10 protein-coding genes are annotated in these 13,360 nt (G+C 70.7%); 2 read left to right on the top strand and 8 right to left on the bottom strand.

All coding sequences use genetic code 11. The features are described from left to right. Window positions 1-127 precede the first annotated feature (127 nt). Together STRNI_RS01700 and STRNI_RS01705 are read right to left on the bottom strand one after the other, a co-directional pair. Entirely contained in the window at window positions 128-1,360 is a 1,233-nt protein-coding gene (locus STRNI_RS01700) for a DegT/DnrJ/EryC1/StrS aminotransferase family protein (RefSeq protein ID WP_159483606.1), read from the bottom strand. A 104-nt stretch (window positions 1,361-1,464) separates the two neighbouring features. Next, window positions 1,465-2,985, bottom strand: coding sequence for a GMC family oxidoreductase (locus tag STRNI_RS01705; protein WP_277410350.1), 1,521 nt, complete (start codon window positions 2,983-2,985; stop codon window positions 1,465-1,467). A gap of 225 nt (window positions 2,986-3,210) precedes the next feature. On the opposite strand from STRNI_RS01705, the gene STRNI_RS01710 reads away from it, so the two are divergent. After that, a complete protein-coding gene (locus STRNI_RS01710) occupies window positions 3,211-4,485 on the top strand; it encodes a DegT/DnrJ/EryC1/StrS aminotransferase family protein (RefSeq protein ID WP_026170282.1) in 1,275 nt (424 codons plus the stop codon). Window positions 4,486-4,491: 6 nt separating this feature from the next. Here STRNI_RS01710 and STRNI_RS01715 read toward each other — a convergent pair whose 3' ends face one another. The 6 genes from STRNI_RS01715 to STRNI_RS01740 all read right to left on the bottom strand — a co-directional run bounded on the left by STRNI_RS01715 (window position 4,492) and on the right by STRNI_RS01740 (window position 11,166). Continuing rightward, the gene (locus STRNI_RS01715; RefSeq protein WP_159483610.1) at window positions 4,492-5,136 is read right to left on the bottom strand and encodes an HAD family hydrolase; all 645 of its coding nucleotides are present in this window, start codon (window positions 5,134-5,136) and stop codon (window positions 4,492-4,494) included. Between the two features lie 41 nt (window positions 5,137-5,177). Next, entirely contained in the window at window positions 5,178-6,170 is a 993-nt protein-coding gene (locus tag STRNI_RS01720; protein ID WP_277410351.1) for a phosphotransferase family protein, read from the bottom strand. Continuing rightward, window positions 6,167-6,856, bottom strand: coding sequence for a hypothetical protein (locus tag STRNI_RS01725; RefSeq protein WP_018093218.1), 690 nt, complete (start codon window positions 6,854-6,856; stop codon window positions 6,167-6,169). Before STRNI_RS01725 ends, STRNI_RS01720 begins: the two co-directional genes overlap by 4 nt. A gap of 75 nt (window positions 6,857-6,931) precedes the next feature. Beyond that, on the bottom strand, window positions 6,932-7,672 hold the full coding sequence (locus STRNI_RS01730) for a class I SAM-dependent methyltransferase (protein ID WP_018093219.1): 741 nt from the start codon (window positions 7,670-7,672) through the stop codon (window positions 6,932-6,934). An 87-nt stretch (window positions 7,673-7,759) separates the two neighbouring features. Beyond that, complete coding sequence (locus STRNI_RS01735) at window positions 7,760-9,502, bottom strand: ABC transporter ATP-binding protein (protein ID WP_159483612.1); 1,743 nt, start codon at window positions 9,500-9,502, stop codon at window positions 7,760-7,762. Next, a complete protein-coding gene (locus STRNI_RS01740; RefSeq protein ID WP_018093221.1) occupies window positions 9,499-11,166 on the bottom strand; it encodes an ABC transporter ATP-binding protein in 1,668 nt (555 codons plus the stop codon). The genes STRNI_RS01735 and STRNI_RS01740 overlap by 4 nt, the downstream gene beginning before the upstream one ends. Before the next feature lie 566 nt (window positions 11,167-11,732). On the opposite strand from STRNI_RS01740, the gene STRNI_RS01745 reads away from it, so the two are divergent. Then, complete coding sequence (locus STRNI_RS01745; protein WP_277410352.1) at window positions 11,733-13,079, top strand: NAD(P)H-dependent oxidoreductase; 1,347 nt, start codon at window positions 11,733-11,735, stop codon at window positions 13,077-13,079. Window positions 13,080-13,360 lie beyond the last annotated feature (281 nt).

The raw sequence follows: 13,360 nt of genomic DNA on the forward strand, positions 1-13,360 counted from the left end.
CCCCCGCCGGGTCGTGGGCGTACCGTCCACGGGGCGGTCGTCCTGCCCGGTGTTTCGGGTGCCCGGCAGTTTCTGCCGGGATGCCGCCGTGCCGGTCGTGCGGACGGCTGGCGTGCCTGACGGTGTCTCAGGGAAGCGCCTCGCCCTTGACCGCGCGGCGGAAGGTGTCGGCGGCGTGGTCGATCTCGGCGTTCGAGGAGTCGGCGTGGACGCCGGTTCCGGGGCCGAGGTAGCCGTCGGAGACGCCGGTGGCGAGGGCGAGGGAGCGGGCGAGGACGCTGTCGGTACGGGGCAGCGCGCCGGGTTCGAAGGGATGCGTGGGGCGCCCGCCCGGGGCGCGGAACGGCACGGTGGAGCGGTCGCCGCGGCCGAATGCGGTGAGTGCCGGCAGCCCGGCGTAGTAGTGCGTCGGCGAGTCGAGGAGGGTTCGGGTTCCGAGCCGGTCGGCGACCTCCTGGGCGTGCCCGGCGTCCTCGAAGACGTACACGGCGACGGTGCCGCACTCCCCCGCAGGGTCGTGCAGGGTCCTGCCGCGCACCCCGGGCAATTCGCCGATCGCCTCGACCAGCCGGCGTTTGACATCGCGGATGCGGCCGAGGATCAGATCGAGCTTGTTGAGCTGCGCGAGCGCCACGGCGGCGTGCAGTTCGCCGAGGCCCAGGTTCATACCGAGCAGCAGGTCGCCCTCACCGCGGTCCTGGCGGTAAGGGAACCAGCCCTGGTCGTGGAAGGAGTAGGCCCGCTGGAAGACCAGCGGGGCGTCGCTGAGCAGGAACCCGCCCTGCAGCGAGGTGATCACCTTGTAGTGGTTGAGGGAGAATGCACCGGCGCTGCCCAGGGTGCCGAGCGGCCGGCCCCGGTAACTGCCGCCGGCGCTTTGCGCGCAGTCTTCCAGCAGTTGCAGTCCGTGCTTGTCGGCGAGGTCGCGCAGCGCCGTCATGTCGGCGGGTGCGCCCAGCATGTGCACGGGCATGATCGCCCGGGTGCGGGGGGTGATCCTGGCCCGTACGTCGGCCGGGTCCAGGGTGAGGGACTCGTCGACCTCGGCGAGCACCACATCGGCACCGCAGTGCAGTACTGCCGCGATCGAGGCGACGAACATGTAGCCGGGCACGATGACCTCGTCCCCCGGTCCGATGCCGAGTCCCACGAGGGCCGCGACCAGCGCGGAGGTGCCGCTGTTGACGCCGAGGCAGTGGGCGGCGCCGAAGCGTTCGGCCGCCGCTCGCTCGAAGCGGCGGACCCACTCCCCCTCGCCGGGGTCGTCGAATGCCTCTCGGTGGGCGTACCAGCGGTCGAGCACAGCCATGACATTGGCGCGCTCCTCGTCGCCGAAGAAGCGGTATCCCGGTCCCGGCACTGTGGTTCCTCCCTGGGTGTGGCGCGGTGGGCTCATGGGGCGCCGGGGCCTCGGACATGCGGGCCCGGGTGCACCCGAGGATGCTGCTGTGCGCAGCGCCGGCGTCAGGCTTCGGCCAGGAGTGCGGCAAGCCGGCGGGACAGCGCGATGGCGGTCAGGGACGGGTTGGCTGCGCCCAGGCGGGGAAAGACGGCCGGGCCCGCGGCGTAGAGACCGGGCAGCGCGGTGAAGGCGTGGCGCGCATCGAGCAGCCGGCCGAGCGGCAGGCTGCCGCCCTCGTGGTCCTCGGTGCCGAGCAGGCTCGTCCAGGTCTCGGGCCGGCCGGCCGACTGGCGGCGGGTGCGGTCGGGCAGCACCCGGGTGTTGTCGCGGTCGGCGTCGCCGAAGTCGGTGAACTCCAGAGGGGTGGCGGGTACTCCCAGTTCGGCGGCGGCCACCGCCCAGAAGTCGCGCAGCAGGTCGCGCTGTCCGCTGATCATCTGGCGGTCCTCTGGGAGCAGTTCGGTGTGGATGCGGGCCTGCCAGGGCAGTTCGCCGGACGGCCGGCACTCCACCGCGCTGTGATCGTTGGGGAGTTGCTCGCCGGTGACCCGCACGTCCAGCAGTGCCCGGCCGGGCCCGTCGTCGTGGATGTCCATCCGCAGGTAGGAGCGCAGCGCCGGGTCGGTGGGCAAGTGGTACGAGCCGGGTGCGGGCAGGCGGTCGGCGGGTAGCCGGGCCACAAAGCCCTGCACGATGTGGTCGGCGAGGCCTCCGAGTCGGGGTTGGGGCAGGGCGCCCGCCTCAGTGAGGGCATGCACGGCCAGCCGGGTGCTCTCCACGGTGCCTGCGCACAGCACCACGGTGTCAGCGGCGATCGTCGTCAGGGTGCCGTAGGCGGTGCGTGCCAGGACCCCGCGGGCTCGTCCGTCGTGCACGTCCACGGCGAGCACCTCGCTGTCGCAGTGCACCTGGACGCCGGGCGGCGGGACGGGCCGGCCGGCGGGCCCGCGCCAGGCGTCCAGCGCGGTGTACGCCTCCCAGCGGTCGCCGGGCAGGCGTCGGCAGGCGCGGGGCAACGGGCGGAACTCGTGGCCTCCGAGGGCGGTTCGTGCGGGCTGGGCGGGGTCCCACAGCGTGCCGCCGCTCCAGGCGGTCAGGTCGGCGGTGACCCGGTCGTACCAGGAGGGCTTGCCGGCGACGCCGGTGGTCAGGTCGGCGACGACCTCGGCAGGCCACCCGGGCGGGTGCAGCGCCCAGTCCTCCAGCGGGAGTATCACCCCGTGCCAGTACAGGGACCGGCCGCCCAGCCGGCGGCGCAGCCCGGAGATACCGGTGTAGTGCGGGGGCGTCTGGGACCGCCAGGGCCGGTGGAAGTGCGGGTCGCGCTCCGGGGCGAAGACGATTTCGGTGGCAGTTTTCTGAGGGTGCGTCATATGGATGTGCGCCAGGTCCTGGCCGGGACCCGCCTCCAGCAGCAGCACGTCCTGGGCGCCGTGGCCGGCCAGCGCGGCGGCGAGTTCGACGCCGGCGAGCCCGCCGCCGACGATCACGATCCGGGCGTGGGCCGGGACGGGTCGGGAGGGGCCCGGCCCGCTGGTCCGTGGTCGGGCCGCGTCGTGTTTCGGTGGGGGGTGGCCGGACATCTCTGACTCCTCGCCTGATGTTTTCCCGCCTCTGGCCGCGAAGAGGCGACCTGTTTTCCAGGCGGCCGGTTCGCTGCAGCGTACTCATCTGTTCGACTGCGTGCGTTCCTCGGTCGAACGCCTCAGGTGTTCATGGTCCGTGCGTCGTCGGGACTGTGGCGTACGGCTGACGGAGGTGCGTAAATTCCGACTTCATCCGTCGCATTCTCGAAAGCGAGGGCAATCATGAGAAATTCACTGGCGATCTCCGGTGGACCGCGCCTGTCCGACCGCGAGTGGCCGCGCTGGCCGCAGCCGGGCGAGCGTGCGCTGAAAAGCCTCGAAGACGTATTGATGAGCGGCCGTTGGACGATTAGCTGCGCCTATCAGGGGCGGCAGTCCTACGAGCGCCAATTCGCGGCCGCATTCGCAGACTACTGCCGTTCCGCGATGTGCGTGCCGATGGCGACGGGAACCGCCTCGCTGGCCATCGCGCTGGAGGCGTGCGGGGTCGGTGCCGGGGACGAGGTGATCGTGCCCGGGCTGAGCTGGGTGGCGTCCGCGTCGGCCGTGCTCGGCATCAACGCCGTACCGGTGCTGGTGGACATCGACCCGGACACGTACTGCCTGAACCCGGCGGCCGTGGAGGCGGCGATCACCGAGCGGACCCAGGCCATCACCGTGGTGCACGCCTACTCTGCCGTCGCCGACCTGGACTCGCTGCTGGACATCGCCCAGCGGCACGGTCTGCCGCTGATCGAGGACTGCGCGCACGCACACGGCGCCAGTTACGGCAACTGGCCGGTGGGTGCGTTCGGCACTGCCGGGGTCTTCAGCATGCAGGGCAGCAAGTTGCTGACGTGCGGCGAGGGCGGTGCGCTGGTGACCGACGACGCGGACATCGCAATGCGCGCGGAGCATCTGCGCGCGGACGGGCGGGTGGTGCGCCGCGATCCGGTGGACGTGGGCGAGATGGAGCTGGAGGAGACCGGTCAGCTGATGGGCAGCAACGCCTGTCTGTCGGAGTTCCATGCGGCGGTGCTGCTGGACCAGCTGGCCCTGCTCGACGGGCAGAACGCGCGCCGGGTGCGGGCCGCGGACCATCTCTCCGACCGGCTCGGCGAAATAGGGATGACGGTGCAGGAGACCTCCCCGGGGACCACCGACCGTAGCTACTACCGCTACATGGTGCGGCTGCCCGACGAGGTGCTGGCCGTGGCACCGGTGGACCGGATCGCCCGCGCGCTCACCGCCGAGTTGGGCTTCGCGGTGACGCAGACCCATCGGCCGCTGAACGACAATCCGCTGCACCGGCCTGCCTCGCGCCGGCGGTTCGCCACCGATGCGCGCTTCCTGGAGAGGGTGGCCCCGTCGCGGTTCGACCTCCCGGTGGCCAAGCGCATCTACGGGAGCGTGGTGAGCTTCGGTCACGAGGTGCTCCTGGCCCCGCTCGACGCCATCGACGACATCGCCCGGGCGTTCAGGAAGGTCATGGACAACGTCCGGGAGGTCGCCCGCTGACGGACGTCACGGCATGGACGGCAGCACGTCGCCCCGCACCGTCCGGCCGAGCCGGTGGGCAAAGACCTCCGGGGTGGACACATGCAGGGTGTGCATCCCCAGTTCGGCCCCCACTCGCAGCACCGTGGCACGGTCGTCGATGAGCAGCGTCTCGGCGGCCGTAGCACGGCACCCGTGCAGTGCCGCGGTGAAGAACGACAGTGCCGGTTTCACGCGTCCCACGCGCCAGGACGAGTACAGCATGTCGAACAGTGCGAAGTGTCCGTAGGTCTCGTCCTTCAGGCGGTCCCAGTGCTCGGCCTCGTTGTTGGTGAGGACCACCGTCACCTCCGGCCGCTCCTGGCGTAGTTCGCGCAGGGCACGGAAGCTGTCGTGGTACGGGCGGACGCTGCCCAGGTAGGCGTGGTCCAGCCAGCGTGTTTCTGTAGGTGTGTCGGCCGGGGGTCTGTGTCCGTCCGCGACGAGCCGTGCGAGCACTTGGTGCACATGACGCCGGCCGCTCTCGTATTCGGGCGCCGATGCCTCGACGCGCCGGGCGATTTCCGCCCGGTTTGCGCCGTAGCGATCGGCAACCCGTTCAAGGAAGTCCGTCTCTTCGTTGATGTTGTTGTAGAGCACACCGCCGGCGTCCACGAACAGCGTTCTAATCATCGCAAGTCCTCTCTCCCCGCGGGGCCGGTGACGGCCTCGGCTCAGCGCTCCAGCAGGGGGGCGTAGCAGCCGCCGTCCGTGTGCGCCCAGGCGACGAGCATCCGGTAGGGCTCCCATTGGGGGTACGCCTGACTGCCGGGTTTGGCCAGCTCGCGCTCCAGGCCCCAGGTCTCCAGCTGGATCGAGTAGCCGGTGAGCAGGTCGATGTCGGCGTCAGTGCTCAGCAGCGGGCGGGCCAGATCAGCCACCGCCTCCTGCAGCAGTGTCCGGTCGGCGTGCTCCTCGGCGGTCGGCTGCGCGTCTGCCTGCACGGGCGCGTAGGCCATTTTGACCAGTTCATTCAGGTCCAGTTGCACGGGCGCGAGGACCGCGAACTCGAAGTCCAGCAGGGACACCACGTCAGTGCCGTCCCACAGTGCGTTGACCGGGGAGAGATCGCCGTGGTTGAGCACTGGGTCGGCGTCGGACAGGGCCGCCCAGTGGCGGTCGAGTGCGGCGCTCAGCCGTTCGTGTTCGGTGTCGGTGAGCACCCCGGCCGTGTGCAGCCGCAGCAGGCCGTCCTCGGCCTCGTCGGGGGACTGCGCGTAGAAGGGGTTGCGGGTGCGGGCCACGGGCGCGGCGGAGGCCGGGTCGACGCGGTGCACCGCCCGGGCCCGCTCCCACAGTTGCCGGGTCGCGGTCACGCGCTGGTCGCCATCGAGTGTGGGCCAGGCCTCGTCCAGGCTGGTCGCGGGGATCTCCTGGGTGACCACCCATTCGCAGCCACGGGTCGTGCCGGAGTCCAGCACCGTCGGATAGCCCACCTCAGGGGGCAGCAGCCGCCCCAGCCGGGTCTCGCGCACCAGGTCCTGGGCGGCGGTTGAGCCCGCGACGCGTACGGCGAGTCCGCCGCCCAGCCAGGTGGCGTTGGTCCAGCCGGCCGCGCGGCGGGCGCTCGCGAAGTCCACGCCGTGGCGCCGGAAGATCTCGGCGGCCACGGCGGCGGTCTGTGCAGCGTGCGCCGCGCGTTCGCGGCCGGTCGTGGTGCCGGTCACCGATGCGCCATCAGCCGCAGCGAGACGACCAGGCGCAAGGGGTCCGGACCGTCGGGCAGCCGGAGCAGTGGCGGTACTTCGTGCCACATGCGTGGGCCGAGCAGCCGGGCGTCGCCGTCGCGGTCGTAGAGCGGCTCCAGGTAGCCCTGGCGCAGGATGCGCATGGCGCCGACGGCGTCGTAGCACAGCGGGAACTGGAGGTTGAAGCGGTTGAGGTCGGTGTCCTCCTCGGCGCCGTGCGGGCCGATGTAATCGCCTTCGCGGTAGGCCAGCAGGAACACCCGCTCGTAGTGCAGTTGGCGGCCGGTGATGGCCTCGACCACGGGCAGCAGGTGACGTGCCGCATGTTCGGCCCAGTCGAGCAGCCCGTGGTCGCGGAAGACGGTGGTGACGCGTTCGGCGTGGGCGGGTGAGTCGGATTTGGCGTCGATGCGCAGCAGTCGGAAGCCGTAGCCGAGTGAACCGTCGCCGGCCGCGTGCTCCTGAGCGTCGAGCACGGGCTCGTCGCTCAGCTGCCGGTAGGCCGACAGGGCCGCCTCCTTGAGTGCGGTGACATCGGCGACCTGCGGCATCTGGGCGCACCGGTGGGCGGTGTAGAAGGCGCGGAGAGAGTCGATGTCGAGGTCGGCGTCGGAGGTGTGCAACCGGTCGATCGGAGCCTTGGGACGGACGGAGTTGGCGTCCACAGAAACCTCTTTCGCAGAGGGTGGTCACGGTGGCTGTCTTGGGAGCGGTCGGGTCCGGGGGGACGCGCGGGCGACTCAGGCGGTGCCGAGCACCACCAGGCGGCGGCTGCTGACGGTGAAAGTTGCGCCGGTCTCGTCCATGACCCGGGTGTGGGAGAACCCGGCGGAGCGGAACCACTCGCTGATCTCGGGGGCGGTGAACATGCGGACGCTGTAGCGGGCGCGTTCCACCTTGTTGTCGCGAATAGTGGTCTTTTCCGCGTAGTAGCGGCTGGCCTCGGCGTCCAGCTCCTGGATGTCGATGGCCATGTCCTGCCCGCGGCGCAGGATGTCGACGTGCATGTCGTGATTGGCCAGCACGCTCGGAATGTGCCGGTAGGGGGAATGCATATCGAGCAGGAACCGACCGCCGGGGCGAAGTGCGCGGCGATAGCGCCGCAGAATGTCCCGGTCGGTGTCATCGTCGAAGTAGCCGAAGGAACTGTACCAGGAGACGGCCGCGTCGAATTCGGCGGCGAAGGACATCTCACGCAGGTCGACGTGCCGGTAATCGACCTGGGCCCCCGTTTTCTCGGCTTCATTTCGGGCCATTGCGAGGAAGCGCTCGTCGCGGTCGATGCCGACCACCCGATAGCCCCGGGAGGCCAGCACGTTGGCGTGGCGGCCGTGCCCGCAGGGTGCGTCAAGGAGATCCATTCCCGGCTCGAATCCGCCGAGTTCGACCATACTCGACGCTTCTTTCTCGCTGAGTTCCGGAGTCAGATCGGGGAGGTCGAAATAGTCGTAGTCGCCGCCGAAAAGACTGTCCCAATCCACATGCGGTTTCCTTGGGTTCATATGCTCAGGCTAGAACCGGAGCCGCATTTGCCGCAATGATTTCATTCACCGTGCGGGCGGTGAGATTCATTCACCGTGCCAGGCTCGCCACAACGCGGCATAGGCGCCGCTCGCGGCCAGCAGTTCGTGGTGGCTGCCCAGTTCGATGACACGGCCCTTCTCGACGACCGCGATCCGGTCGGCGTCCTCGGCGGTGTGCAGCCGGTGCGCGATGGCGATGACGGTGCGGTCGTTCAGCACAGCGGCCATGGCCCGCTCGGTGTGCCGGGCCGTGGCCGGGTCGAGCAGCGCGGTGGCCTCGTCGAGGACCAGGGTGTGTGGGTTGGCGAGCACCAGCCGGGCCAGTGCGACCTGTTGGGCCTGTGCGGCGGTGAGCTCATGCCCGGTGGAACCGATGAGGGTGTCCAGGCTGTCGGGCAGCGCCGCTGCCCATTCGCCGGCGCCGACCACTTCCAGGGCGCGGCGCACCTCGGTGGCGTCGGCGCCCGGTCGGGCGAGGGTGAGGTTTTCCTGCAGGGTGCCGCGGAAGATGTGCTGTTCCTGGGTGACCAGCGCGATGCGGCCGCGTAGTTCCCCGGTGCTCAGTTCGACCAGCGGCACCCCGCCGAGCCGGACCGTGCCGGAGCCGGGGTGGTAGATGCCCGCGAGCAGCTTGCCGAGGGTGGACTTGCCGGAACCGGAGGGGCCGACGACGGCGAGCCGTTCGCCCGGCGCGAGGTCGAGGTCGATGTCGTGCAGAACGGTGAGTCCGGGCACGTAGGAGTAGGTGACGGCGCGGGCGGTGAGGTCTTGTCCCGAGGGCCGGGCACCGGTGGGTGCGCGGTCGGCGGGCAGCTTGCTCACGCCGAGCACCCGGGCCAGCGAGGCCGAGCCGATCTGCAGCTCGTCCGTCCAGCTCAGTACGTCGTCCAGCGGGAAGATCAACTGCCGTACGTAGAGGGTGGCAGCGACCACTTGGCCCAGCGAGGCCAGCTCGCTTGTGTAGAGCAGCCCGCCGACGGCGAGGGTGGCCACCAGCGGGACGGCGTAGCTGAGCTCGACCAGCAAATACCAGGAGCTGCGCAACCACATCGTGTGGCGTTCGGCCTGGTATGCCTGCGCCAGGTCGCGGTCGAGCGCCCGGCGGCGCCAGTGTTGGAGGCCGAATGCCTCTGCGGTGCGGGCCCCGGGTACTGTCTCGGCGAGGCTGTCGCCGAGCGCCACGTAGCTGGCCCCGCGCCTGCGGTAGGCGGAGCCGGAGCGGCGCAGATACCAGCGGGTGCCGGCCCACAGCAGCGGTACGACCAGAAGGCTTGGCAGTGCGGTGAGTGGGCCGACCATCAGCAGGGCACCGAATGTGAACAGGCAGGTCAGCGAGGCTATGAGGGTCTCAGGGGCGGCGTAGCGGACGGTGTTGGTGAGGGCGTCGGTATCGCGTGAGGCACGGGTGATCAGATCGCCGGGTTCGGCATCCTCCACGGTGGACAGCGGCAAGCCCACCACCCGGTCGACGAAGTCTTCGCGCACCTCGGCGGTGATCTTCTCGCCGAACCGGCAGGAGCGCTGGACCGCCCAGTAGGTGAGCGCGGCCTGGGAGATCAGTGAGACCAGCAGACCGAGGCCGAGCAGATTGACGGTGTCGGCGGTGGTGGTGCCGGCCACTTCGTCGATAAGCCGGCCGATCAGCCAGGGAGCGAGCAGTGCGCACACCGCGGCCAGTCCGTGCAGTGCCAGCATCCAGCCGAGGTCGCGGGTGTGGCGGCGGGCCAGGACGCGGGCGTGCTTGCGCACCTCGGCCGTGTCGGCGACCGGCAGCGTTGTCCTGCTCATTGCGCGGGCCCCCGGGTGACGAAGCTGGTGGTGGGTGTGTCCCCGGTGCGGTCCTCGCCGGTTTCGCGCTGGATGAGCAGGCGGTAGTGCGCGCTGGTGGCCAGCAGGTCACGGTGGCTGCCGGTGGCGGCGACCCGGCCGCCGTGGAGGAAGGCGACCTGTTCGGCGTGGTCGAGCAGCAACGGGCTGGAGCTGACCAGGACGGTGGTGCGGCCCTGGCGGGCGGCGCGCAGCCTGCGGCCGACCCGGTCCTCGGTGTGCGCGTCGACGGCCGAGGTGGGGTCGACCACGACGAGGATGCCGGGGTCGGCGAGCACGGCGCGGGCGAGCACCAGTCGCTGGCGCTGGCCGCCGGAGAATCGGGCCCCGTCGGCGGTGATCTCGGTGTCCAGGCCGTTGGGCAACGCCTCGACGATGTCCTCGGCGGCGGCCACCCGCAGCGCGGCATGCACGTCGTCGTCGCAGGCGGCGCGGTGCGGGTCGAGGCTGTCGCGCAGGGGTCCCCGGAAGAGCCGGGAATGGTTGTCGACCACGAGGATGTGTTCGCGCAGCTGCTCGGTGCGCAGCTCGGTCAGCGGCAGCCCGGCGTAGCGGACGGGCCCGTCGGTGTAGCCGCCGAGCCGGTCGGCGAGCTGTACGCCCTCGGCCGGCGGCGCCACCACCGCGAGGAACGAGCCGGGGGTGACGACCAGTCCGGTGCGCTGGTCGACCAGGTCGTGCCCGCCGGCGGGCAGCGGGGTGCGCCCGCACTCGGTGTCCGGGGAGGCGGCGGGCAGGGAGAGCACGGCTATGGCGCGGCGTGCGGCGACATGGGCCCGGGCGAACCGGTCGGCGGTGTCGGTGAAGATGGCGAGCGGCTCGACGAGGAAGGCGGCGTACGCGTAGAAGGCCACGAGTTCGCCGGGTGTGACCGAGCCGTTCAGCGCGGCGCGGGCGCCGATCCAGGTGACGGTGGCGACCAACAGGCCGGGCAACAGCACTTGGGTGGCACGGATGAGGGCCTCGGCGCCGGCGACCTTGGAGCCGGCGACGCGTACGCGCTGGGAGCGCTCGCGATAGGAGCGGGCGAAGGAGGTCTCGCCACCGACGCCACGCAGGACCCGCAGCCCGGTCACCACGTCGGTGAGCCGGGAGGTCAGTTCGCCCTGGAGATCGCGGTAGGCGCCCTGTCTGCGGTGCAGCGGGCGCAGGGTGTAGCCCATGGTGAGGATGATGGCGGGCAGGGCGACGATCAGCAGGAGGCCGAGCGAGGGGGACTGATCGAGCAGCACCACGGCCACCAGCAGCGTGGAGACGACGGCGCCGAAGGCCCGGCCGACGACGTCGAAGGCGTTGCCGATGGTGGTCATGTCCGAGGTGCCGATGCTGACGAGTTCGCCGTCGTCCACGCGGCGTTCGAGGCCGGCGCCGAGCCGACCCGCGTGGCCGACCACGAGTTGCACCGTGCGGAAGCCGGCGTCGAGCGCGTTGTGCATGCTCAGCCGGCGGCGGATCGTACCGGAGGCCGCCTGGACCACGCCAAGGCCCAGGAGGGCGGCGGACCATACCAGGACAGCGTCCATCTCGCCGGGGACGAGCCCTTGGTCGATGGCCTCGCGCACGACGACCGGTACGAGTGCCTGCGAGCCGAGCCAGAGCAGGCCCAGGAGGGCTGCCGCACTCAATGGCCAGGCGACGCGGCCCGCAAGCCACAGTAAGTACCGGGAGGCGGAGCGAATATCGGGATTACCTGGATCTGCGACGGGGAGCGGACGCATTGCGCGAAGATATCGAGTGCGCCCGACAGACCGTCAACTCGCGCAGACAGCAGCCGTCTTGTGTGTTCGACTGCGTAAGGTAAGCAGTCGAAAGCCTTCCACCACACTCCGCGGTGCTTTGCCGACTGTGCGCGAGCGGCTTGCGGCATCGATGCGGTGTGCTTTCGCGACGGCCGTGCGGTGTACGCGTTCTCGCACCCACGCGACCGATCGGGGCGATGTTGCCCGGCTTCGTGCCACCGACCTAGCCTCGCGCTTCCATGATGCTTCGACAGGTATCGGAGATTCGCCATGCTGGTGCACGCCACTTTGCCGAAGGGTACGGCGCTCATCGAGCAAGAACGGCCGGAGGCTGACCGTGGATCGCCCGGCCGCTCCGTCCGCCGGTTCCGGTTCTCGAAGTGCTCGCGTCCTGTGCACGGGCCCGCGTTCGGGGCATCGGGGTCGAAGCCGGACGCCGAACTCTGCGGCGCGTGGCCCGGACGCCGCGCGAGCGCCTCGTACGCGCCGGCCGCGGTTTCGGCAGGCCGCCGATGATCATCGTCGACACCGTGCTGCGCCGGCGCGCGCAAGAGGGCCGGCCGATCCGGGTCGGCATGGTCGGCGCCGGCTACATGGGACGCGGCCTGGTGCGCCACATCTCCACCTCGGTGGCCGGCATGCGGGTGGCCGCGATCTCCAACCGTCATGCGGCCAACGCCGAACGTGCTTACACCGAGGCGGGGTTGGCGCACGTGCGGGCCGATACTGCGGGCGCGATCTCGGCGGCGGTGGCCGGGGGCCGGCCGGTGGTCACTGAGGACGCGTTCGCCCTGATCGCCGCAGAGGGCATCGACTGTCTGGTGGACGTCACCGGCGCGGTGGAGTTCGGTGCCCGGGTGACCGTCGCCGCCATCGAGCGGGGGCTGCCAGTGGTGACGATGAACGCCGAACTGGACTGTACGGTGGGCCCGTTACTCGCACACCGTGCCCGCACGGCCGGGGTGGTGCTCACCGGGGCGGACGGTGACCAGCCCGCGGTGCAGGCCAATCTGCTGCGGTTCGTGCGCAGTCTGGGTGTGAGCCCCCTGGTGGCCGGCAACGTCAAGGGCTTTCAGGACGAGTACCGCACACCCACCACCCAGCAGCCGTTCGCCAAACGGTGGGGCCAGAACGTCCGCATGATCACCAGCTTCACCGACGGGACGAAGGTCTCCTTCGAGCAGGCGATCGTGGCAAACGCCTTCGGCTTCACCGTGCCCCGGCGCGGCATGTACGGACGCGACCACACCGGCCATGTCGATGAGTTGACCGGGATGTACGACGTCGACGAACTCCGTGAGTTCGGTGGCATCGTGGACTACGTGGTGGGCGCCAAGCCCGCCCCTGGTGTGTATGTGCTGGGCACCCACGACGACCCGGCGCAGCGCCAGTACCTGGAGCTGTACAAGCTCGGCCGCGGTCCGCTGTACAGCTTTTACACGCCCTACCACCTGTGCCACTTCGAGGTGCCACACACCGTGGTGCGCGCCGTGGACTTCGGCGACGCGGCACTGACCCCGCCCGCAGGCCCCCGCGTCGACGTGGTGGCCACCGCCAAGCGGGACCTGCCCGCCGGCACGGTTCTGGACGGAATCGGCGGCTACGACAGCTACGGGGTGGCTGAGTCACACACTGTGACGCGCGCCGAGGGACTGCTGCCGATGGGCATCTCCGAAGGCTGTGTGCTGCGCCGTGCCGTCGCCAGGGACACCGTGCTCAGCTACGCCGATGTGTCCCTGCCGCCGGGCCGGCTCGTCGATGCCCTGCGCGTCGAGCAGGACAATCTGTTCGCCGTCTGACCTGGGGTTTCGCACGGGCCTCGCCGGGCGGCGGGCCTGTGCTGCCCGGTCCCCCGGCGGCCGCGCCGTTACCGGCCACGGCAGTTGTTCGCCGACCGCGACGACGACTATGAGCCTGGCCTGCCCGTCCGGCCGGTTCCGCGCAGCGCCTTGCCGGGAGGTTCACACATGGTCAGCAGCGCCCAGACGTTCACCGCGTGTACGCGGCGAACTCTGCTGCCGCTCAGCCTCTTGCTGGAGGGGGCGGATGCAGACACGGCCTGTGTCGGTGCCATACCGGC

It is taken from the genome of Streptomyces nigrescens (genome assembly GCF_027626975.1).
In the GTDB taxonomy this organism is placed as follows: domain Bacteria; phylum Actinomycetota; class Actinomycetes; order Streptomycetales; family Streptomycetaceae; genus Streptomyces; species Streptomyces nigrescens.

Coding starts and splice junctions, on each gene's coding strand:
- STRNI_RS01705 (WP_277410350.1), bottom strand. CDS start 2,985: ATGTCCGGCCACCCCCCACCGAAACACGACGCGGCCCGACCACGGACC.
- STRNI_RS01710 (WP_026170282.1), top strand. CDS start 3,211: ATGAGAAATTCACTGGCGATCTCCGGTGGACCGCGCCTGTCCGACCGC.
- STRNI_RS01715 (WP_159483610.1), bottom strand. CDS start 5,136: ATGATTAGAACGCTGTTCGTGGACGCCGGCGGTGTGCTCTACAACAAC.
- STRNI_RS01735 (WP_159483612.1), bottom strand. CDS start 9,502: ATGAGCAGGACAACGCTGCCGGTCGCCGACACGGCCGAGGTGCGCAAG.